Origin of the sequence: Streptomyces sp. NPDC057302 (assembly GCF_042667685.1) — a bacterium.
Classification (GTDB): domain Bacteria; phylum Actinomycetota; class Actinomycetes; order Streptomycetales; family Streptomycetaceae; genus Streptomyces.
Map to the genome: position 1 here is coordinate 34,752 of NZ_JBHUZJ010000038.1, position 20,673 is coordinate 55,424.

Annotated in this window: 12 protein-coding genes; 2 read left to right on the forward strand and 10 right to left on the reverse strand. The window is 73.4% G+C overall.

Going from position 1 to position 20,673, the window contains the following annotated elements:
• Positions 1–3 precede the first annotated feature (3 nt).
• The 10 genes from ACFUPX_RS25025 to ACFUPX_RS25070 all read right to left on the reverse strand — a co-directional run bounded on the left by ACFUPX_RS25025 (position 4) and on the right by ACFUPX_RS25070 (position 17,365).
• Positions 4–489 carry a hypothetical protein gene (locus ACFUPX_RS25025; protein ID WP_383326700.1) on the reverse strand — a complete coding sequence of 162 codons (486 nt, stop codon included), beginning with the start codon at positions 487–489 and terminating at the stop codon, positions 4–6.
• On the reverse strand, positions 486–2,288 hold the full coding sequence (locus ACFUPX_RS25030; RefSeq protein WP_383326703.1) for a hypothetical protein: 1,803 nt from the start codon (positions 2,286–2,288) through the stop codon (positions 486–488). The genes ACFUPX_RS25025 and ACFUPX_RS25030 overlap by 4 nt, the downstream gene beginning before the upstream one ends.
• Positions 2,285–4,138 (reverse strand): Hsp70 family protein, encoded by a 1,854-nt coding sequence (locus ACFUPX_RS25035; RefSeq protein WP_383326706.1) that lies wholly within the window; start codon positions 4,136–4,138, stop codon positions 2,285–2,287. The genes ACFUPX_RS25030 and ACFUPX_RS25035 overlap by 4 nt, the downstream gene beginning before the upstream one ends.
• Positions 4,135–6,276: an Hsp70 family protein gene (locus ACFUPX_RS25040; RefSeq protein WP_383326709.1), complete on the reverse strand. Its 2,142-nt coding sequence runs from the start codon at positions 6,274–6,276 to the stop codon at positions 4,135–4,137. Before ACFUPX_RS25040 ends, ACFUPX_RS25035 begins: the two co-directional genes overlap by 4 nt.
• A complete protein-coding gene (locus ACFUPX_RS25045) occupies positions 6,273–6,749 on the reverse strand; it encodes a nucleotide exchange factor GrpE (protein ID WP_383326712.1) in 477 nt (158 codons plus the stop codon). The genes ACFUPX_RS25040 and ACFUPX_RS25045 overlap by 4 nt, the downstream gene beginning before the upstream one ends.
• 59 nt (positions 6,750–6,808) lie before the next feature.
• Positions 6,809–7,177, reverse strand: coding sequence for a hypothetical protein (locus tag ACFUPX_RS25050; protein WP_383326714.1), 369 nt, complete (start codon positions 7,175–7,177; stop codon positions 6,809–6,811).
• Positions 7,174–13,098, reverse strand: coding sequence for a CHAT domain-containing protein (locus tag ACFUPX_RS25055; RefSeq protein ID WP_383326716.1), 5,925 nt, complete (start codon positions 13,096–13,098; stop codon positions 7,174–7,176). The genes ACFUPX_RS25050 and ACFUPX_RS25055 overlap by 4 nt, the downstream gene beginning before the upstream one ends.
• A gap of 9 nt (positions 13,099–13,107) precedes the next feature.
• Entirely contained in the window at positions 13,108–15,486 is a 2,379-nt protein-coding gene (locus ACFUPX_RS25060; RefSeq protein ID WP_383326719.1) for a tetratricopeptide repeat protein, read from the reverse strand.
• A 27-nt stretch (positions 15,487–15,513) separates the two neighbouring features.
• Positions 15,514–15,993, reverse strand: coding sequence for a hypothetical protein (locus ACFUPX_RS25065; RefSeq protein WP_383326722.1), 480 nt, complete (start codon positions 15,991–15,993; stop codon positions 15,514–15,516).
• Positions 15,994–16,144: 151 nt separating this feature from the next.
• A complete protein-coding gene (locus tag ACFUPX_RS25070; protein ID WP_383326725.1) occupies positions 16,145–17,365 on the reverse strand; it encodes a hypothetical protein in 1,221 nt (406 codons plus the stop codon).
• A gap of 288 nt (positions 17,366–17,653) precedes the next feature.
• On the opposite strand from ACFUPX_RS25070, the gene phsA reads away from it, so the two are divergent.
• Both phsA and ACFUPX_RS25080 read left to right on the forward strand, forming a co-directional pair.
• A complete protein-coding gene (phsA, locus tag ACFUPX_RS25075; protein ID WP_383326727.1) occupies positions 17,654–19,591 on the forward strand; it encodes an O-aminophenol oxidase PhsA in 1,938 nt (645 codons plus the stop codon).
• A 124-nt stretch (positions 19,592–19,715) separates the two neighbouring features.
• Entirely contained in the window at positions 19,716–20,561 is an 846-nt protein-coding gene (locus tag ACFUPX_RS25080; RefSeq protein WP_383326730.1) for a PDZ domain-containing protein, read from the forward strand.
• The last annotated feature ends 112 nt before the right edge of the window (positions 20,562–20,673 follow it).

The following is a 20,673-nucleotide window of genomic DNA, read 5'->3' on the forward strand; positions in this document are numbered from 1 at the left end:
GGCTCAGCCGCCCGGCGTCGTGTAGAAGTACACCCGGACCTTCGCGGTCGACGCGGGGTCGCCCAGGTTGTGGAAGTCGTCCGTCGCCGTCTTCTTGGTGAACATGCCCGGACGGCCCTTGCCGAGCAGCGAGTTGACGCGGTGGGCGTACGCCTCGCCGTTCCTGGAACCGCCGAACGTCAGCACGAGCGCTGCCTCCCGGCCCGCCCACTTGCCGGTGTTCTTGTGGATCTGCGTGACCAGTTCACTCTTCCCCGCACCCTCGACCCGGAACTCCTCGGGCCGCAACTCCACCGAGCGGGGGCCCGTCGGGCTGGGTGAGGCGGACGGCGAGGGCTTCGCGCCGTCCTTGGCCGCCTTGGGCCGGTCGGCCAGGGGGTCGGGTCGGTCGGCCATCGACACCAGGGCGAGTACGAGCAGCAGATCGGCGAAGAGCCACCCGGCAAGAACCACCACACTGACCCGCCCCCGGCCCCGCGGTCGGCTCACGCGTCACTCCCGCCGGGCGGCTGGTCGCGCGGCGGTGCGTCGACGGGACCAGCGGGGGAGGGGATGTGCCGCCCCCGGGCGGGCAGCACACGGGTCGCTTCACTGCGGAGGCTGTCGTCGGAGTGCTGGGCGCCATCGGAGCCATCGACAGCTTGCCCGACGGGTGCTTGCCGGGCGTCTACTTGTCCGGCACCGTCTTGCCCGGCACTCGTGTGTCCGGCCGCTACTGGTCCGGGGCCCGCGTGTCCGGCTCCCGCTTGCCCTGCGCCTTCTGGCCTCGTGCCCGCGTGTCCGGCGGCTGCTTGTCCGGCGCCTGCGTGTCCCGTGCTCGCATGTCCGGCGCCTGCTTGCCCCGTCCCCGCCTGCCCGGCACCTGCTTGCCCCGCGCCTGCATATGCGGTGCCGCCCGCCTGCCCGGCGCCCTCTGGTCCCGGACCCGCGCGTCCAGCTCCCGCTGGCCCAGCGCCCGCGTATCCGGCGCCCGCTTGCCCCGCGCTTGCGGGTCCCGGGCCCGTCTGCCCGGCACCTGCTTGCCCCGCGCCCGCATTCCCGTTAGCGGGGTACCCATAGCCGCCCGCAGGACCCCCGTTCGATCCGGCCCCCGCATGACCGTTCCCGCCGACCCCGAACCCGGCCGCCGCCGGTACCGTCCCCGGCAGCTCCGATGCCCCCACCAGCGCCCCGATCCGCGCGTCCAGCCGTGCCGCCGCGTCCTGCCAGTGTGCCGCCGCCGCGTCCCACCGTTCCGTCGCCTCGCGCATTCCCTCCACCGCGTCGCCCGTGCGACCGGTGCTGGCGACCAGTGCCTGTGAGGCCCGGTCGGTGGCCGCTGCCACCGATTCCGACTTGGTGACCAGGGACTGCTGGGCGGCGATCAGGGACTTCAGGGAGGCCTCGACCGTGTCGCCCGCCGCCTTGACGCGGTCGGCGATGCCGCGTGCGGCGTCCGTTCCGGCCACGCTCGCCTTGTCCGCCGCCGTCCGGCCGTCGCGCAGGGTCTGCTCGATGCGGGACGCCGCGACGCCCAGCTTCGGCACCTCGACGGTGAGCGCGTCCGCCGCGGCCTTCAGCGCGTCGATGGACGCGCTCACCGCGGTCGTCGTACCGGTGAGCGCCTTGTGGCTGGTCTCCGCCTTCGACGCGAGCTGCCGCATCTGGGTGGCCGCCTTGGTCAGCTCGGAGGTGAACTGCTGCGGCGAGGCGCTGCGGTGCGGGGCCAGCACCATCTGCGTACGCGTGAGGACGGATGCGAGTGCGGCCAGCAGCCGCTCCCGCTCGCCCTGCTGCTCCGTCTCCTCGCGGTCCGTACGCGCCCGCACCCTCGCGTGCCATACCGAGAGCAGGACGAGCAGCGCGATCAGGATCACCGCCATCAACGCGACGTTCTCGAAGCGGCCGAGGGCCGACAGGTGGCCGCCGAAGCCGGACTGCCACAGCTGGAGGAAGGGCCGCGTCGACTCCTTGGGGTCCTCCTTGCTCAGCTCGCCGTACGCCCGCACCGCCTCCCGCAGGCCGAACCACGTCACCAGGAGCGGGATGAAGACGAGGATCCCGAGCGCCGCTTCGAGGCGGACGTCGTGCCGCCCGGCCTGCCCGACGGGCGGGGTGACCACGCTCTCCGGGCGTACGTAGGCGTCCACGAGGTCCACCTCGGCCCACCGGTCCAGCTGGTGCGGTGGCTTCAAGTCCTGTGCGAGCACGGTGAGTTCGGCGGACCGTGGTGCGAGCGATGGATGGGCTGCCAGACGCCGCAACTCGTCGATGAGTTTCTGCTCGTCCAGCAGTTCTGCGGGCGTCAAACGCTTCCCCCTGCTCTCGGGCCCCGCCGGTTCCTCCCGTCGCGGTTCAACCGCCGCAACAGGGCCTCGGCATCGGCGTGTTCAGGATCCCATGTGAGGCACTTCCCCAGGGCCTCAATCGCCTCATCGCGTCCCCCGAGTCGCTCCACCTCGACCGCGTGCCGGTAGGTGCGCTCGGCCAGGAGCCCGCGCACCCGTTCGCTGGTCGGGTCATGGCCGTACGCGCACCGCAGCCACCGCTCGGCGTCGGGGAAGTGGCCGGGCGCGGTGTCGGCCATCGCCGCCGCGCAGTGCACGTCGATCATCGCGTCGAGCACGTCGGCCCCGGCCGCCTTGGTGGCCGCCCCGAGCCACGCCGTGTGCGAGGCGTGCACGGCATCCTCATAGCGACCGAGCTCCAACAGGCTCTGCGCGCGCGCGAGTTGGCGAAGGGCGATCCGGTCGGCGGGCGGCGGAGTCGCCGCCTCGACAGCATCCGGGGCCGCCATTTCCGCGGGCGTCATCTCCGGGGGCGCCACATCAACCCTCGCCCCCTCCCCGGGCGCCTTCGACGTGAGCGTCTCCAGCAGCGCCCCCGCCTCCGCCACGATCCCCCGCAGCAGCGTCACCGCCTCCTTGGTGCGCCCCTGCCCCGCCAGCACCCGCGCCCGCTCCACGTCCCGGCGCGGCGCCCCGCCCCGCCCCGATTCCCCGCCCCGCCCCGGCTCCCCGCCCCCCACCAGCGTGGCCGTCAGGGCGGGTGCGTCCGAGAGCGTGTCGTCGGCCGGGTCGGCGGGCTGCAGCGGACCCTCCTCCAGCGCGGCGGACCCGGCCGCGCCGCCCGCGAGCCGCACCGCGTGCTTCAGCGCGCCCAGGGCGAGCAGCTCGGGCGGCGCCTGCACCCGATGCCCGCCGAGCTCCGCGACCCCCGAACCGACCTGCTCCATCAGGGTGTTGCCGCCCGTCAGGAGCAGCGTGTCGACGTCCGCGGGCGTCATCCCCGACTGATCGAGGAGCGAGCGCGCGCGATCCACCGTGCGCCGCACGTGCAGGGCGAGGAAGGCGTCCAGATGGGGCCGGGTGATCCGCACCTCAAGGGGCGGCCCCGTCCCCACGTCCAGGGACAGCTCCGCGGCCCCCGCGCTCCCCGGCGTGCTCAGCGCCTCCCGCGCCTCCTGCGCCCCCGCCCGCAGCGCGAGCCACAGCTCCGGGGCCACCCCCGAAACCGATCCGGGCCCCCGGTGCCTGCGCAGCAGCCGTACCGCCGACGAAAGCACCTCACCGTCGAACGCGCGTCCGCCCGAGGTCGCCGCCCCCTCGTGGCCGAGCGCGCGGTAATGTCCCCGCACACCGCGGACCAGGCCGATCTCGAACCCCTCGTACCCCATCCCGTACACGAGGAAAGTGCCGCTCTCCCGCTCCGACGCATGCCCGACGACCGCGGCCATCGCGTCGCTGATGAGCCGCGCGGGCGCGAGCCCCGCCTCGCTCGCCGCGTCCAGCAGCGCGGCCCGCTGGGCCGACCGGTAGGCGGCGGGCACGCTGATCACTGTCTGTGCGACCGTCCCCGACGACTCCGCCTCGACCCGCTCCCGCAGCCGCCGCAGCATCCGCACCACCAGGCGCTCCGCCGGGACGGAAGACCCCAGCGCCAGGACCGGCCGCCCGCTGCCGAGGCGGCTCTTGAGGCCGGGGAAGGAGACGGGCAGCACGCCCGCCGGGGCGGGCTCGCACAGCGGCCAGGGCCAGTCGCCCGCCGCGCCGTCGAGCCGTCGCGCGGCCTCTCCCGGCAGCGCGAACAGCGCCCGCACGCCCGTGCTGCCGAAATCAAGACCGAGGCACACCGAAGGGCGCCCCACCCCCGCGGTCATCCGTCGACCGTGTCTTCCCCGACCTGGAGGATGCCGCCGTAGTCGGGCCGGTCGGGCAGCGACTGCACCCGGCGCTCCGACTGGGCCACCGCCACCAGACTGCGCAGGTTGCGGGCCTGCTGCGACGTCTGCACCCGATTGCCCTGCCGATGGGCCTGCTTGACGTAGTCGACCGCCTCGTTGATCTGCCGCACCGTGTCCGGCGGCGCGCCCTCCGACGCCAGCTCGGCCTGCCGGAACTGGCTCGCCAGACCGCACTGGTGGAACACGTCGTCCAGCAGCAGCTCCGTCAGCCGCTTGTACTCGCCGCTGTCACCCATCGCCGCCGCCCGCTGCGCCTGCTCGATGTCCCGGCGCACCTTCATCGCCTGCACCGGCTCGATGTAGGTGCCGTACCGCTTCAGGAAGTGGTCGGCCTCCCGCTCGGCATAGCCCAACTCCTCGCGCAGCACATGGCTGTCGACCTCCGTGCCCGTCTCCGGCGGCGGGGTCCTTGGCCGTTCGCGGTTCGGGGTCGCCTCCAGGGTCATGTCCGTGCCGCGCACGCTGATGCGTACGGTGATGATGCGGTCGGCGGAGTAGTTGAACGACACGTCCACGTGCCGGTTGACCTCGATCTCCTGCGGCAGGTCGAACTCGACGACGCCCTGCTCGTGGTTCTCGCTCGCCACCCGGCTGTCGCCCTCGTAGACCGGGACGCGGATGCGGCGGCTGTCGGTCGCGTGGAAGGTGCGCCGGCGCGGCTCGGGCAGCGGATAGGGCGAACCGGCCGGGATGATCTCGACGAACACATCGCGCTGGTCGCCCTTGACCGCGGCGATCCCCATGGCCATGGGCGTCGATTCGTAGAGACCCGTGGAGCCGACCGGGCGGGCGTTGACCAGGCTCTCGGCGCAGTCCTCGCAGGTCTGCGCGGCGTCGTCGTTGACCTTCGCGCACCGCGGGTCGGGGCACTCCACGCCGTCCAGGGTCTCGGCGAGCACCCCCGCCCCGAACGCGACGCACTCCATGGGGTTGATGTTCCTGCGGACCTTCTCCTTGCCGAAGTACGCCTCGACCGCCTCGTAGACGGGCCGCGTGAGCGTGCCGCCGCCGACCAGGAGGACGTCGGAGATGTCGGTGGGCGCCAGCTCGTAGCGGCCGAGTGTCTCCGTCACCAGGCCCATCGTGCGGGACACGAGGGGTGCGATCATCGCGTTGAACTCGCCCTGGGAGAGCTTCATCTCGACGTCGAGCACGCCCTTCTGGCTGTGGTAGGCCGCCGGGATCACGATGTACGTCTCGTCGAGGTCGTTCAGCTCCCGCTTGGCGCGTTCGGCCGCCTTCTTCGCCCGGAAGAGGAACTCTTTGTCTCCCGACGGATCGACCTGGTGCTCGTCCCGCATCCACTGGATGATCCGCTCGACGACGGCGAGGTCGAAGTCGTCGCCGCCGAGCCAGATGTCGCCCGCCGAACGCAGCACCTGGAACTGGCTGTTGCCCTCCTGGTCCTTGGCCGCGTTCAGGACCGAGATGTCGAAGGTGCCGCCGCCCAGGTCGTAGACCAGGACGCGGCTGCGCTCGCCGGCCGGCTTGTGCAGACCGAAGGCGACGGCGGCGGCCGTGGGCTCGTCCACGATCTTCTTCACCACCAGGCCCGCGCGCTCGGCCGCCTCACGGGTCGCGGCGCGCTGGGCGTCACGGAAGTACGCGGGCACGGTGATCACGGCGTGCGTGACCTGCTCGCCCAGGGTCCGCGTCGCGTCCTGGACGAGCTTCTCCAGGATGATCCGGGAGACCTCGGCGGGCGTCAGGGTCTTCTCGCCGAGCACCACGTGGGCGCGCGGGTCGTCGTCGGGCCCCGCGACGATCTCGTAACTCAGCCTGTCGCGCGCCTCGGCCACCGAGGTGTCCGCGAAGTCGCGGCCCATCAGGCGCTTCACGGACACCACGGTGTCCTTGGGTTGCTTGATCGCCCAGTTCAGCGCGTCCTCGCCGACGAGCGGCTGGTGCGGGCGGTCCTGCCGGGCCAGGCCCACCACGGACGGGGTGAGCCGCTCACCCTTGCTGTTGGTGAGCACCGCGATGTCCGCGCGGTGCGGGTCGTGCGCCGCGACCGCGCTGTTCGTGGTGCCGAGATCGATGCCGATCGCCTTCATGAACGCTCCGTTCCCTGCTCGGCGCCGCCGGTCACGGCGACAACTACCCGGGCGGCACGCAGGACGTGCCCCCGGTATCGGTATCCGCGCTGCAGAACCTCCAGGACCTCGTCGTCGGCCGCTCCCGGGGCGGTGCGGACCTCGGTGACGTGGTGGGTCGCGGGGTCGGCGAGCTCACCGATCCGGCCCACCGGCTCGACCCCCTGGCCCGTCATGGCCGTTTCGAGCTGCCTGGCGATCAGCTCCAGGCTTCTGCGGTACGACTCCGGGTCGGCCGCCGCCGCTTGTGGCCTGTCGGGGAGCAGCAGCCGGTCGAAGGAGTCCAGGGTGTCGGCGAGCACGAGGAGCAGCTGTTCGGTCAGCGCCCGGTGGGCGGCGTCCCGCGCGGCGAGGGCCATCGAGTTCTCGTGGGCGAGACGGGCGGCGGTGGCCGTCGTCGCGGGGGACGGCGGGTGCGGGTCCTGCGTGCTCATCGAAGGCGGGCTCCTCGGGTCACTCGGGTCTGTCGGATCACTCAGGTTTCTCGGCTCGCTCAGACGTCGAAGGCGATGAGGTCGTCCAAGAGGCGCGCGGTCTCCTCCGGGAGCGGGGACGGTGGCGGGCCCGTTGGCGCAAGGGGTTCGGCGGCGGCGAACGCGCGGTCGAGCGCGGCCTGAGCCGCCGGGATCTCCGCCTCCAGGTCCACGTCGTACAGCAGGAGTTCGGCCACCATCCGACGGCGTACGACGCGCAGCTCGTCCCATGCCTGCTGGGTGACCGGTGTCATCAGGCGCCGGGCCAGCAGCTCGAAGGAGGCGTCCTGGAGACCGGCGTGCGACGTCCCGGGGGTGACGCCCACCTCGGCGAGCGCGTCGTAGGGGAACGGGCCGCCGTCCCAGCTCGTCGACGGATCCTTGATCACGGCGCCTCGCCTTCTTCCCGGGTTTCGTCTTCTTGTACGCCGCCGTCCCTCGGGGCGTCGAGCCTGCGCCGGACGGCGTCGAGCAGGGCGCGCCGGATGCGGCTGTTCGTCGGGTCGGCGCGGGTGGCGCGGATCAGATGGTGCAGGGCCCGCTGGACGTCGCCACGCCCCAGGGCTTCCTCGCCCTCGGCCGTCAACAGAGCTGCCCAGGCGGCCAGTTCGGCCTCGTCGGGCGGCGTCTCCTCGCTGTCGCTGCGCATCAGGTCACGCAGTCCGTCCACCCCGAGATCCCGGGCGAGCAGCCGCTCCAGCTCGTCCAGGGCCTCGCCGAGCGTCTCGCGGTAGCCGTGCGTCAGGGCCTGCCCGAGGCCCACGTCGAGGAGGTCGAGCGCCTCGTGGAGGATCTTCAGGCGGCCCGGGATCGAGTACGTGTGCGCGTCGAGGGTGAAGACCAGGGCGCGCGCCAGGTTGTCGCGGGCGTGGCTGGAGGCCGGGTTCAGGGTGAGGGCGCGGCGCAGGTCGCTCTCGGCTCCGAAGGCGTCGGACCGCATGCCGTACTTGGTGCGGGTGTAGCCGCGCCACACGCCCCGCATGGACAGCAACGCCGAGAGCCTGGTGTTGAGTTGGTCCACCAGGTCGCGGTCGAGCGGATGCAGGACCGGCGGTACGGCCTCGACGAGCGTGACGGCTTCGTCCAGGCATTCGCCGCGCTGGGCGCCGCCCCGGTCGACCAGGGCCTCGACGCGGCCGAGCACGGCGGTGACCACCGCCTTCTTGCTGCGGGCCTGCATCCCGGCGCGCCGGGACACGCGGACCAGCTCGGCCCACTCGTCGAGGGCGCGGTCGAGGCCACCGGCGCCGTCGGTGAGGGCGGTGCGGGCCAGGGCGAGGCGTACGCGCACGGCCAGCTCGACGCCGTCCTGGAGCAACTTGGTGTGGCGCTCGGCAAGTTGGACGTACGCGGGATTGCGGCGCAGGAAATCCTGGCAGTGCGCGCAGGCCTCGATGTGGGCGACCGGCGTGGGCTCGGACGCGGGGCCCTCGCAGTCGGCGGGGAGCGTGGTGAGGGTGGCGAAGGGAGGCAGTGCGCGCAGGGCGGGCTCGAACTTGTGGACTTCGGAGAGGACGAAGCTCTGCGCCAACTCCGAGAAGGCCCAGCGCAGTTCCCGTACCGCGTAGACGCCCGGGTCCTTGCCCTGCTCGGCCGCCGCGTCCAGGGCCGCGGCGAGCGCGCCGAGCGGTGCCTCCAGGTGGAGCAGGCGCAGATAGCGGGGGCCGCAGGCGAGTGGTGCGGTGCCCGCGCCGGGGACGTCACGCAGGCCGCCCATGTCCTTCAGGACGCGGGCCGCGCCGAGCTCGGCCTCAAGGACGGCGGCCAACGCCTGGTAGGCGGCGGCCTGTTCGGGGCGGCCCTGCTCGGTGTGGCGCTGCTCGCAGGCGGAGAGCTGCCCGAAGAGGTGCTGGCTCAGCTCCAGGCGCAGTTGGGCCATGTCCTCGCCCGGCAGATCCCGTTCGTAGCAGTCGGCGCGCTCGGCGCGCCAGCCGTCCCAGTACTCGTCGTCGCTCAGCAGGGTCGCCCAGTAGGCGAGCGCCGACTCCCATGCGGTGACGGCGTGCTCCCAGGCGCCGCTCTGCTCCAGCTCCAGCGCCTGCCAGAACCGGGCGGCGGCGAGTCCGTGCACGACGGTCATGTCCCCCGGAGCCGCCGCGAGCCGCCGCTCCCACTCGGCGGCGGCCGCTTCCCGGTCCCGGGCGAGCAGCAGCAGGAGCGGCGCGTCCCGCGGGAACCGCTCGCACAGATCGCCGAGCAGTCCCGCCCCTTCGTCGGGCGAGAGCCCGGCCATCGCGTCACGCAGCGCTGCGGGGGAGTGCCACCGGTACAGGAGCGCGTCCAGCTGGAGCCGTCGGCCCGGCAGCCGGAGGCGGTCCCAGGCGACGCGCTCGGACCACGTCATGCCGCCGCGTTCGAGGAGCGTGTACGAGGCGTCGTTGACGACGTCCATGGTGGCCCCGGGGTCGACGCCCGCGTCCCGCAACGCGAAGTACGGATACGTGCGGTCGCTGGACGCGAAGGGGTCGGCCACCAGCGGGGCGCTGGTGAGGCCGTCGGCCCACGGCAGCAGTTCGAGCAGCCGCCGAAGCCTGCGGCGCCGGGCGTCGGCGCGGTCGAGCCCGCCACCGGCCCGCTCGTACGCGGCCACGGCGTCGCTCCACCGCCCGTCCGCCTCCAACAACCTCCCCCGGGCATAAGCGAGATGGGCCCCGGCGTCCCGATACCCCGCACACCGCGCGAAGGCGTCGGCGGCCTGCTGCCACTCCTGGTGGGCGTCGGCCAGGCGCCCGCGCGCGTAGGCCCCGAGCGCGGCGGAATCCCCGTACTCCCCGAGCGCGGCGGCCTCCTCCTGAACCCGCCCCCAGTCCCCCTCGGCCTCGGCGAGCCGCACCCGGGCGTACTTCCGCCGCACGACGGCGTCCTCGAACACCCCGGCCTCCACGGCACCAAAGGCGGCCACGACACCACGCCACTCCAGCGCACTCACGGCACCCCCTTCAGCGATCCGCGCCCGCGCGTACCCCCGCCGCGCGACGACATCGCTCCATCTGTCGGGCAGCGCCCCCGCGAGGTGGTGCGGCTGTTGGCGGGTGGCGCCGTAGTCTCCCGCCTGTTCCGCGCGGAGGTGGGGGGCGCCGTCGTCTCCTGGCTCGGCCGGCCCGGCGCGGAGCGCCCCCGCGTAGATCTCGCAGGCGCCCGCCCAATCGCCCGCCGCCTCCGCGAGGCGGCCCTCCGCCTTGCGGCGCAGGGTGCCGACCGCGCCGGAGCGGCCCGTGTCGGGTACGTCGGCGAGCAGGCTCAGGACCGCGCCCCAGTCACCGCGGAGTTCGGCGGCGACGCGGGCTCGCGCGTAGCGGCGGCGGTCGCGTACCTCGCCGTGGGCGTACGTGTCGGGCAGCCGCCCGAAGCCGTCGATCACTCCGGCCCACTCGGCGCGGGCGTCGGCGAGCCTGCCGCGTGCGTACAGGACGCGGTCGGGTACGTCGAGGAGGTCCGACGAAAGCCGGGCGAAGCAGGCCAGCGCTTCCTGCCAGCGCGACTCGTCCTGGCGGCGGCGGCCCTGCGCGTACGTCCGCAGCGCATCGGCGTCGTCGTATCCGCAGCCGGCGTCGGCCGGGCCCGCCGCGACACACTCCGCGAACGCGTCCGCCGCCTGCTGCCAGTCGCCGCCGGCGGCCGCCACCTGCCCCTGGGCGTAGCACCTGCGTGGCCGCACGTCCCGGTACTCGGCGGGCAACACGGCGAGGCCTGCCAGCGCATCGGCCCAGCCCCCGACGCCCGCCGCGTCCAGCGCCCCCTGGAACATCCGCTCCCGCAGCCCGCTCAGCCACGGCTCCGAGTCCCACCCCTGAGCCGCGGCAGCCTCCAACTCGACCAGCGCCTCCGGCCAGGCTCCCCGGTCCGCGGCACGTCGGCCCCGGGCATACAGGACCCGCACGCCCGCATCCAGGAATCCACCGGCGCCCACGAACCCCTCGACTGCGTCGCCCCAGGCACGCTCGGCCTCGGCGTGACGTCCGGCGGAGTAGGCGTGCCAGGAGGCTAGGTCGGTGAGGTCGGTGAGGTCGGTGAGGTCGGTGAGGTCGGTGAGGTCGGTGAGGTCGGTGAGGTCGGTGAGGTCGGTGAGGTCGGTTGGGCTAGCTAGGTCGGTCGGGTCGGTCGGGTCGGCAACCTCGGCCGCTCCGACCACCCCGGTCAGACCACGGTCGGCCCCTCCCCCCAGGCGCCCTTCGCCGAGGGCCCCGGCGAGCGACTCGCCGCCCCCACGCCCACCCCCAGCGATCCTCAGCCCCTCCGCCTCAGCCACCCCCTCCGCGAACGCCGCGTACGCCGCCCCCCAAGCCCCCGCCCCGGCAGCCGCCCGCCCACGGACATACGCCGCCCGAACCACGGAGTCCGCGAGCCTCCCGCACGCCGCGTACCCGGCGCTCGCCGCGCCCCACTCCCCGGCGGCCTGTGCGACCCGGCCGTTCACGTATGCCGCGCCCGCCATCGCCCCTCGATGGTCGCGGCGCCGGGTGAGGACATCGGCGTACGCGGCTGCGGCCGTCGCCCAGTCGGTGCGGTGGCGGGCCAGTTCGGCGGTGGTGAAGGCCTCGGCCACGTGGAGTTCGTCGCGGGCGGCGGTGAGGCGGGACGCCGCGTCCCTGATGCCCGCCGGGTGAGCGGTGAGCAGTTCCTCGTAGCGAGCGATCGCCTCGGCCCAGTTCCCGGCCTCCTCGGCGGCGCGCGCCTCCTCCGCGAGCCCCGTGAGATGCCGGAGCCGCTCCACCTCCGCCGCGACACAGGCCGGCGGCGGGCCCGGCAGCGCGTCGCGGAGGGACGTGAACTGCTCGACGACGGCGTCCGCGCCCCGCTCGGCCGCCAGCAGCGCGCAGAGCTTCTCCAGCTCACCCCAGGCGAGTTCGAACGCCGCCTCCGCCCGCAGCCGCCGCTGCTCGCCCTCGAACTGGCGCGTCTCGGCCCGCAGCGTCCGCTGCACCTGTGCCCACTGCCCCAGATCGCGCTGGAACCTTGCCGCGCCGATCAGAACCGTCGAGTCGACATGCCCCACCGGACTCTGAAAGGCCCGCAGCGCGTCCGCGCCCTCCCGCAGCGGATCGGCGACGGCGCCGCCGTCGTCCCGTACCTCCCGCGCCTTGAACAGCCAGCCCTGCCGACAGGACTCGTGCAGGAACAGCGCGGGCGTCGCCCACTCCACCGCCGTGTGCCCCGGCAGATGCGAGATGCGGCGGCGCGCGGCCCCCATGGCCTCGTCGATGGTGCGGTTCGCCGCGAGCCCCTTGAACAGCTCCGGGCTAAACTGCCCCGCCGACACATCACTCACCCGCCCCCGCATCGCCACCACGGCGGGCACACCTCCACCGATCAGCGCCTGGGCGAGCCCGGAGAAGGGCTCGGCGAGTGAACTGTCCGCCCCGGAACAGAGGTTGAGGGTCACGAGGCGCAGCCCCGGCGCCTTCAGGAGGATCCCGCTGAGCAGATCGGCGGGTACGCGGTCGACGCCGCCGTCCTCGGTCTCCAGGGCCACCACGCCCTTGCCGATCTCATGGTCGTACGTCCCGTGCGCGATGAGCAGCAAAGCGGTCGGCGGAGGGGAGTGGGCGCCGCCGACGGCCGCCTCCAGGCTCGTGCGCGTCGCCCGTTCGAGGACCGTGGTCTGCACGGCGACCTCCGGCAACTCATGCCGCAGGGCGGCCACTTCGGCGTCGGGGTTCAGGGGCGGCAGGCCCGCGCCCACCGGTGACGCGCAGGCCACCAGCAGCCGGATCAGGCTCGGCTCGTCCGCGGGTTCGGGAAGCCGCCGGCCCAGTGGGCCGCCGGGCAGTGAACGCGCCAGCGAGTACCCGTGGTTGAGGGCGAGCGACTGCTGCGGCTGCCCCGGCGGTGCGCACAGCGCCTCCAGGGGGAGGTCGCGCAGCTCCTCCGGCACGTCGAACCGGATCCGCAGCCCTCGCGCGGGCCGCATCCGCTGCGCCCGCTCCAACGCCAGCCCCACGCAGGCGCCGACACTGTCCGGATGCTGCTCGCCCCCACCCCTGCACCCGTCCCGGTCCGACCCGCCCCTCACGAAACCGGACCCGGACCCGGACCCGGAACTTGTCCCGAGCCCAGGATCCCGCTCCCCGAAAAGCAGGCGGAACACACCGCGGCCAAGGACCCGGAGCTGTGCCACCGTGTGCTGCTCGCCCATGGGGGAGAGGCCCAGCTCGGCCGAGATCAACTGGTCCCACTGGTCACGGAACGCGGCGGGTTCCCCGTTCACCGCGATCACTTCGGCCGCGGTCGCGGGACCGTTGGCGGTGACGAGATAACGGGACGCCCCGATGGGGCGGATACGGATGCGGAGTTCTTCATAGGCGAGCATCGGCTGCCGTCACCTCCCGCTCTCTTGCTGCTCTGCCGTGACGTGGTCCAGGTCGGCGAGGGCTGCGTCGCGCTGCTCGGTCAGTTCGGGGTCGTCGGGGAAGTGGAAGAGCGCCGCGGCGAGTTGATCCAGAGCCTCTTGCAGGGTCGCCCTGGCCCCGGAGACGCTTCCCGAGCGCCATCGCCGCGCCGCGAGCCCACGCAGTACGACGGCGAGGCTGACCTGTGCGCGCAGCAGATGCGGGTTGAAGGCGACGGAACGCCTCAGGTCCTGCGCGGGAGCGTCGAGCAGGGTGCCGTCCCTGTTGACCGCGGAGATGGCCCGGTCGGCGAGCAGCCGCGCCAACTGCCCTTCCAGGCGCCCCCGTTCATTGGCTCCGGTAATCGCACGCACCGCTTCGAGCGTGTCCACGGCCCGCGTCGCGTCCCCCGCCCGATGCGCCGCCCGCGCCGCGCCGAGCGCCAGGTCGACGACGGCCGCCTGGGTCTCGCGGTAGCGCGCCAGCTCCCTGCCGTGCACGAGCGCCCGCCGCCAGGAGTCCGCAGCCGCAGCGAAGTCGGGCCGTGTGGAGGTGAGTTCGCCACGCCCCAGATCCATCCGGGCCCGCAGCGCAAGGGTGCGGGCATCCCGCGCGAGCCGGTGGTGCTTGTCGGGGTGCCCCGCGTAGGAGGGATTCAGCTCGTCGAAGCGACCACAGTCCGGTTCACAGATGGCGGCGGCCACGGGGGACGGGGTGGTCGTCCCCGCCCCGGCTAGGGGGGCCGGGATGCGCGTCCCCGACGGGGCTACGGGAGCCATGCTGGCCGCCTCCGGTACGGCTGCGGGGGTAGAGGCGGTCGTCTCCGGCGCAGCTGCGGGAGCCGAGTCGCCCGCCCCCGGAACGGCCGCCGGGACCATGCCAGCCGCCCCCGCCCCGGCCGCAGAACCCACCCCGCCCGCCCCCGACACATCCAACCGCTCCCGGCACCGGCGGCAGCGCAACTCGCCCAGCGAGGCGAGGGCATCGGCGGGCTTCCCCTGGTTCAGCAGAAGTTGGGCCAAGCCGAGTTCGGAGAAGGCGTACGTCAATTGGGTCATCCCGTAGGCCTCGTCACCTGCCCTGCCTGCCCTGCCGTCGAGCCCTGCATCAGGGCCGCCGTCACCGCGACCCAATCCAGCCGCGGCAAAGGCGCCGAACTCCTCCACCAGGCCAAGCCCCGCCACACGCAACGGCCCGCACACCAGGGGGCTTTCCCCGCGCCCGGCAGCGAACCCGCCCACCCCGGCCAGGATCTTCGCGGCGTCCGCCTCCCGCTGGAGCAGCGCCCCCGGCGGCACCCGGCCCCCGACGTCTCCCTCCGGCATCCGCCGCTCCAGCAGCTCCCGCAGATCGGCCCGCAGCCCGGCATCGAGTTCCTCCTGTACGGGTACGCCGAACCTGGCCAGGGCCGAGGCGCGCCGGTGCTCCCAGAAGGCGTCGTCGTGCAGGAGGGCGCCCCAGGCGGCGATGCACCGCTCCCAGCGCCGCCCGGCATCGCCGTCCGTACGGCCCTGCCCGCTGGGCGAGTTGAGCAGTGCGAGGGCCAGCGTGTGAGTGATCCGGTGGTCGGCGGGGTCACTCCGGGCGGCGGCCTCCAGCAGCTCGACCGCGGCTTCTCGTCGTCCGCCGCGTACGAGGACGACCGCGTACAGCGGCACGAAGTCACGCTCCACCACCGGCCCGGACAGCCCTCGGGAGGCGTCGGCGAGGCGGGCGGCCCGAGCCTGCCGCGTACCGGACCCGCCGCGCTCACCGGCGCCCTCCGACAGCTCGGCGAGTGCGGCCTTGCGCAGCAGTAGAGGGAGGCCGCCCGCCGTGCCCCCGCCGGACAGCGCCCGCATCACCCACCGCGCATCGACGTCCAGCTCGCCCTTGCCGCTCGCCGCCGCACGCAGATCGTCCAGCGCGGCTGCGTAACTCCTCAACCGCACCCGTACATAAGCCCGTTGAACGAGCGACCGGCGGTGCGGGCTCTCGCACCCCAGCGCCGAAGTGAAGTACGCCTCCGCGGTCTCAAAAGCCCCCCGATGCGCCGCCGCACACCCCAGCCAGTGCAGGGGCTCGGCGTCGTCGGGCCGCACCTCGTGCGCACGCCCGAACTCCACGGCCCCCTGCTCGGCATCCCCCGCCGCCAGCCGGACCCGCCCCAGCCCGACATGGACGCGCACCCGAAGAGCCGTCGCGCCCGCTACGTCATCGCCCGCCCTGCCCCCGGCCTCGTCCCCGATCAGGGAGAGCGCCGCCACGAACTCCCGCTCGGCAGCCCCGCCGTCACCCAGCGCCAGGCCCGACTCGCCTCTGGCGCAGGCCTGTTCGGCCGTCGCCGCCCACACCTGTCCCGCGCCGCTCAGGTCGGCATGCGGCCCCACGTCACACCACCCCCGATCCCCGGCGGGTCAGCCGGCCGCTTCGTCGAGCTCGGAGCGCCAGCGGCCCTGCTCCCTGTCGTAGTGCAGCGGGCCTTCGCTGAACCGGGCCAGGTCCAGGACCAGAAGCGCCTCGTACGCTTCCCCGGGCAGGCCGGGCTCCAGGACCACGCGCAGTCCCGTACGCCGGTCCTGGAGCACCAGCGGCCGAGGAGCGGGACCGGCGGTGCCCGCGGGGCCGGCCGTGCGCGAGGACCGCCGTACGACATCCTTGAACGCCACGTACGAGTCCTTGACCGCCTCCGCGCCGAGCCCGCTCAGGAACGCCTGGAGGGGCAGCGACGCCAGCATGATCCAGGGGATGTCCGCCGCACCCCTGTGGCCGACCGCGCGGCGCACCCGTGCCGTGCGGACGCCGAGGCCTTCCAGTGCCGAGACCATCTCCCGCCGCAGGTCGTCGGAGGCGTCCCGGTCGAGGAGCAGCTCCGCGGGCAGCGGTGCGTCGGTCATGTGGGCGGTCCTTCCCGGAGGCGGTCTCGGCCCCCTGCCCGGAGTCGGTTTCGTACCCCTGGCCGTGATCCTGGATCCTGCGATCCTGGATCCTGCCGTGCTGATCTCCGTCCGCAGCCTAGAGGCGGCAACCGCACCGGTGCGGGAAAATCTACGATTCCGCCGCTGCCGCTTCCACGGCCCTGCGCTTCAGCTCGGCGAGGCGCGCGTCGGCAGCCTCGCGGCCCTCGGCGGTGTCCTGGAGGGAGCGGTGCAGACGCTGGGCCCGTATCGCCTGGGTGTAGTCGCCGAGCAGCGCCAACTCATCGCGCAGGACCGCCAGTTGGGCCGCGTCCGGGCCGGTGTCGTCCAGCTCGCGGATCAGGTAGGTGCGGGCGGCCTCCACCATCCCCTGTTCCCGGGCGAGCTCCAGCCAGGTGGATTCCGGCTCGTCGTCGGGATCCGTCCCATAGTTGGAATCGTCGAACGAGCGAGCCCATTCCTGGACTTGACCGACCTCCTGTGGGAGCCCGGCGAGGCCGCACCGGGTGTCGTACGTCGTCTCGTGCGCCTCCCGCAGCAGCGGCAGGTCCTCGGCCAGTCCATGGAGCCCCACCAGCACGACGGCGAGCCGCAGTTCGTCGGACATGGAGGCGTCCGCCTCGTGCTTGAGGAGGTGGCGCAACAGGGCGCGGTCCGTGTTCCGCCGGTCGTACTGCGCCGCCCGCAGCGCCGCCACTCTGCGCGGCCTGTCCCCTGCCACGCCGTCCCAGACCGTGCGGTCGCCCGTCCGCAGCAGGGCCAGATCGGTGCGGCCCCTGGCGAGCACCTGCTCCCACAGGGGCGGGCGCGGATGCGGATCGAGGCGCTTGTAGGCCAGGTGCTCCACGGCGTTGAGGAGGAGGTGCTCCGGTTCGGTGCGCAGGAGCGCGGTGTGCAGGCGCGCGACAAGCTGTACGGGAGGGCGTTCCGCGAACCCGAGCGCGGACCGCAGCTCCGCGCGGTGCGCGTCGAGATCGGGCACGCAGTCCTCGCGGAAGTCGCCCTCGGTGTCGGCGATCTCGGACAGTATCCGCGCCTCGCCGTCGGTCGGGGACAGGCGTACGTAGTCGTGCCAGCCGGGCAGGCCGACGAGGATCTCCAGGGCTTCGTCCACGCTCTCCCCGATGGTCCCGGCGGACCCCTCGGAGTCGGCGTACAGCACGGAGCCGTCCCCGCAGACGAAATACGTGCCCCCGGAGTCGTCCCCCGCGATCGGTTCGAGCGGGCCGCCCGACGCGAGGCGCACCTCTTCGACGTGGTCCGCGCGGGACAGGTCGAATGCGAAAGGGAACGCGGCCAGCTCGGCCAGACGTGGGTCCTGTCGCAGCAGCCGGAGTGCACGTTCGGTCATGCTCCGAAAGTAACAGCGGTCACTGACGGCAGACCCACAACAGGACTACCTGATTCCATATGCGGTTTCCGATACTTTTCTTGCGGAATGGGGGATTCGTGGAACTTGGCTGAGGTGCCGGGAGTCTCTTGATGTAAGGGGGCGGCCACTGACCGGGCCGTTCAACCGGCCTCATGGCAAGGGCCCTTCGGCCGTACGGCGTGAGGCCGTCGTGCCAGATGGCATGGCATGGCATCGCATCGCTTTGCAAGGCATCGCTTTGCATTGATCAACACGGGGGTGTTCATCTTGACCGACATCATCGAGCGCGTCACGGACCGCCTGACGGGCACGCCGGCCGACACGGAGGCGGACGCGACGGCGGCCCCGGGGGAGCTGACGCCGTACGTCACGCCGCTGCCCGTGCCGCCGGTCCTGCGGCCGGACTCCGTAGACATGCGCGACGAGACCGACGTGCCCGCAGAGACCGAGGTCGCGCTGCGCCAGACCTGGGTCCGGCTGCACCCGCAGCTGCCGCCGACCCTGATGTGGGGGTACGAAGGCTGCGTACCGGGCCCGACGATCGAGGTGCGGCGCGGCCGGCGCATCCGGATCGCGTGGACGAACCGCATCCCGAAGGGCAGTGAGTACCCCGTCACCGCCGTCGAGGTGCCGCGGGCCGTCCCGAGCCCCGGCACCCTGCCGGGCCGCGCGGGTGTCGAGCCGAACAAGGACGTGGCCGCGCTGCCGGCCTGGTCGGTCACGCATCTGCACGGCGCGCAGACCGGCGGGGGCAACGACGGATGGGCGGACAACGCGGTGGGCTCCGGCGACGCGCAGCTCTCCGAGTACGCGAACGACCACCAGGCGGTCCAGTGGTGGTATCACGACCACGCCATGAACATCACGCGCTGGAACGTCCAGGCGGGTCTCTACGGCACGTATCTGGTGCGGGACGACGAGGAGGACGCGCTGCACCTGCCCTCCGGGGAGCGGGAGATCCCGCTGCTGCTCGCCGACCGGAACCTGGACACGGACGAGGACGGACGTCTCAACGGCCGCCTGCTGCACAAGACCGTGATCGTCCAGGCCCAGAACCCGGAGACGGGCAAGCCGGTCTCGCTGCCCTTCACCGGCCCGTACAGCACGGTCAACGGCCGCATCTGGCCGTACGCGGACGTCGACGCGGCCTGGCACCGCTTCCGCCTGGTGAACGCGTCGAACGCCCGTATCTACGATCTGGTCCTGGTCGACGAGGACAACAACCCGGTGCCGGGCGTCCTGCACCAGATCGGCAGCGACGGCGGCCTGCTGCCGCGTCCCGTGCCCGTCGACTTCGACGAGGCGCTGCCCACGCTCACCGTAGCCCCGGCCGAGCGGATGGACCTGCTGATCGACTTCCGCGCGGTCGCGGGCAGGCGGCTGCGGCTGGTGAACAAGGGCAGGGGGCAGGCCCCCGGGGTGCCGGACCCGGCGAACGACGTGCGCTATCCGCAGGTCATGGAGTTCCGTGTACGGGACGCAGAGTGCGAGGACCCCTTCTCGCTTCCGGAGATCCTCTCGGGCTCGTTCCGGCCGCTGAGTCACGACGTCGAGCACGGCCACCGCCTGGTCGTCCTGACGCCGCCCGCCACGAAGGGCGGCGGTGGCCACCCGGAGATCTGGGAGATGACCGAGGTCAAGGACGCGGGCGACGTCCGCGTCCCGACCGAGGGGGTCATCCAGGTGCGGGGCGCGGACGGGAAGACCAAGACCTACCGCCGTACCGCCCGTACGTTCAACGACGGCCTCGGCTTCACCATCGCCGAGGGCAGCCACGAACAGTGGAGCTTCCTGAACCTCGCGGTGAACCCGCCGGTGACCCACCCGATGCACATCCACCTGGCCGACTTCCAGCTCCTGGGCCGCGACGCGTACGACACGTCGGGTTTCGACGTCACCGTGGGCGGCACCCTGGCCCCGGTCGCCTTCGACCCGAAGACGGAGATCCCCCTCGCCCCGAACGAGCGGGGCTGGAAGGACGTCTTCCTGGTGCCGGGCGGTCAACTGCTGCGGGTGATGGGCAAGTTCGACGGAGCCTACGGACGCTTCATGTACCACTGCCATCTCCTGGAGCACGAGGACATGGGCATGATGCGCCCCTTCGTGGTCATGCCGAAGGAGGCCCTGAAGTTCGACCACGGGGCGGGGCACGGGGGTCATGAGGGCGGCCATGGCGGGGCCCGTGAAGGGGAGGGCGCTTCGTGAGGGGCGTGTCCTGGGGCGTGTGAGGGGCGTGAGGGCGGTCGCGTAGGCCGCACACGTGGACGTCACTCTTTCGTGAATCGTCGCGCCGGGGCACGCCGGGTAGGGCTGTGGCCGGAGGCGAGCCATGGAACAGACTGCGTTGCGTCCCAAGCCGATGCCCGGACAGGAGCCCGGCACCGGCGGCAAGTTCGGCATCGGCCGGAAGTTCGGCAGAGGCGGAAGGGGTGGCAGGGGTGACAGAAGCGGCGGAGGTGGCGCGGGCGGAGTAGGCGGAGTAGGCGGTGGGCTCGGGATAGGCCGAAGGCTCGGCATCGGGCGGAAGGCCGACTCCCGGCGGCCGTCCGGCACGGGCCACCGGTCCGGTGGCCCCGGCCGCCGACCGCACGCGGCGCGACGGCGCGGGCGGCGGCTGACCACCCTGCTCATGGGGCTGCTCTTCTCGGCCGTGCTCGTGCTGTCGGGGGTGGGGCTCGGCACCCTCGGCGCCACCGTCATCGGCATGAGCAAGCTCGCCGACATGCAGAAGGAGGCGCAGGCGCAGGGCGCGGCCAAGGGGCAGGGCGTGCAGGCGGGACCAGGGAAACCGGCGGGGCCGGGCGGTCCGGGGGCTCCGGGCGTCGCGTCCAAGCCTGCCGCCCCGCCGAAGTCGTCGAAGCCGCCGCAGAAGGAGGCCGGCGGGGCGGCCGGGGTGCGGGCCGCCGCGCGCCCCGCCCTCGGCGTGGAGGCCATCGATGCCCCCAGGGGCGCCGGGGCCCTGCTCGTGGGCGTGCACAGCCCGGGGCCCGGCTATACCGCGGGTCTCGTACGCGGCGACGTGGTGCTGGCCTTCGGCGGGACCCGCATCGCTTCGGCCAAGGCCCTGGCGGCGGCGGTCGCCACCGCGGACCCGGGAAGGAACGTCACGGTGAGCGTCCGCCACGAGGGCGGAGGGCGGCAGACCCTGACGGTGACGCCGGGCTTCGTGACGTGACGTGAGGATTGGGGTGCGGGGTCCCGGGGCGCGGGCGCGGGGCAGCGTGGTGCGGGCCGCTGCCTCGCAGTGCAGTGACGCGATGTTTCGTGGCGTGGCGTGATGTGGCGGG

Bases quoted from the DNA above. Each gene is read 5' to 3' on its own strand.
- ACFUPX_RS25035 (WP_383326706.1), bottom strand. From the start codon at position 4,138: ATGACCGCGGGGGTGGGGCGCCCTTCGGTGTGCCTCGGTCTTGATTTC.
- ACFUPX_RS25040 (WP_383326709.1), bottom strand. From the start codon at position 6,276: ATGAAGGCGATCGGCATCGATCTCGGCACCACGAACAGCGCGGTCGCG.
- ACFUPX_RS25045 (WP_383326712.1), bottom strand. From the start codon at position 6,749: ATGAGCACGCAGGACCCGCACCCGCCGTCCCCCGCGACGACGGCCACC.
- ACFUPX_RS25055 (WP_383326716.1), bottom strand. From the start codon at position 13,098: ATGCTCGCCTATGAAGAACTCCGCATCCGTATCCGCCCCATCGGGGCG.
- ACFUPX_RS25065 (WP_383326722.1), bottom strand. From the start codon at position 15,993: ATGACCGACGCACCGCTGCCCGCGGAGCTGCTCCTCGACCGGGACGCC.
- ACFUPX_RS25070 (WP_383326725.1), bottom strand. From the start codon at position 17,365: ATGACCGAACGTGCACTCCGGCTGCTGCGACAGGACCCACGTCTGGCC.
- ACFUPX_RS25080 (WP_383326730.1), top strand. From the start codon at position 19,716: ATGGAACAGACTGCGTTGCGTCCCAAGCCGATGCCCGGACAGGAGCCC.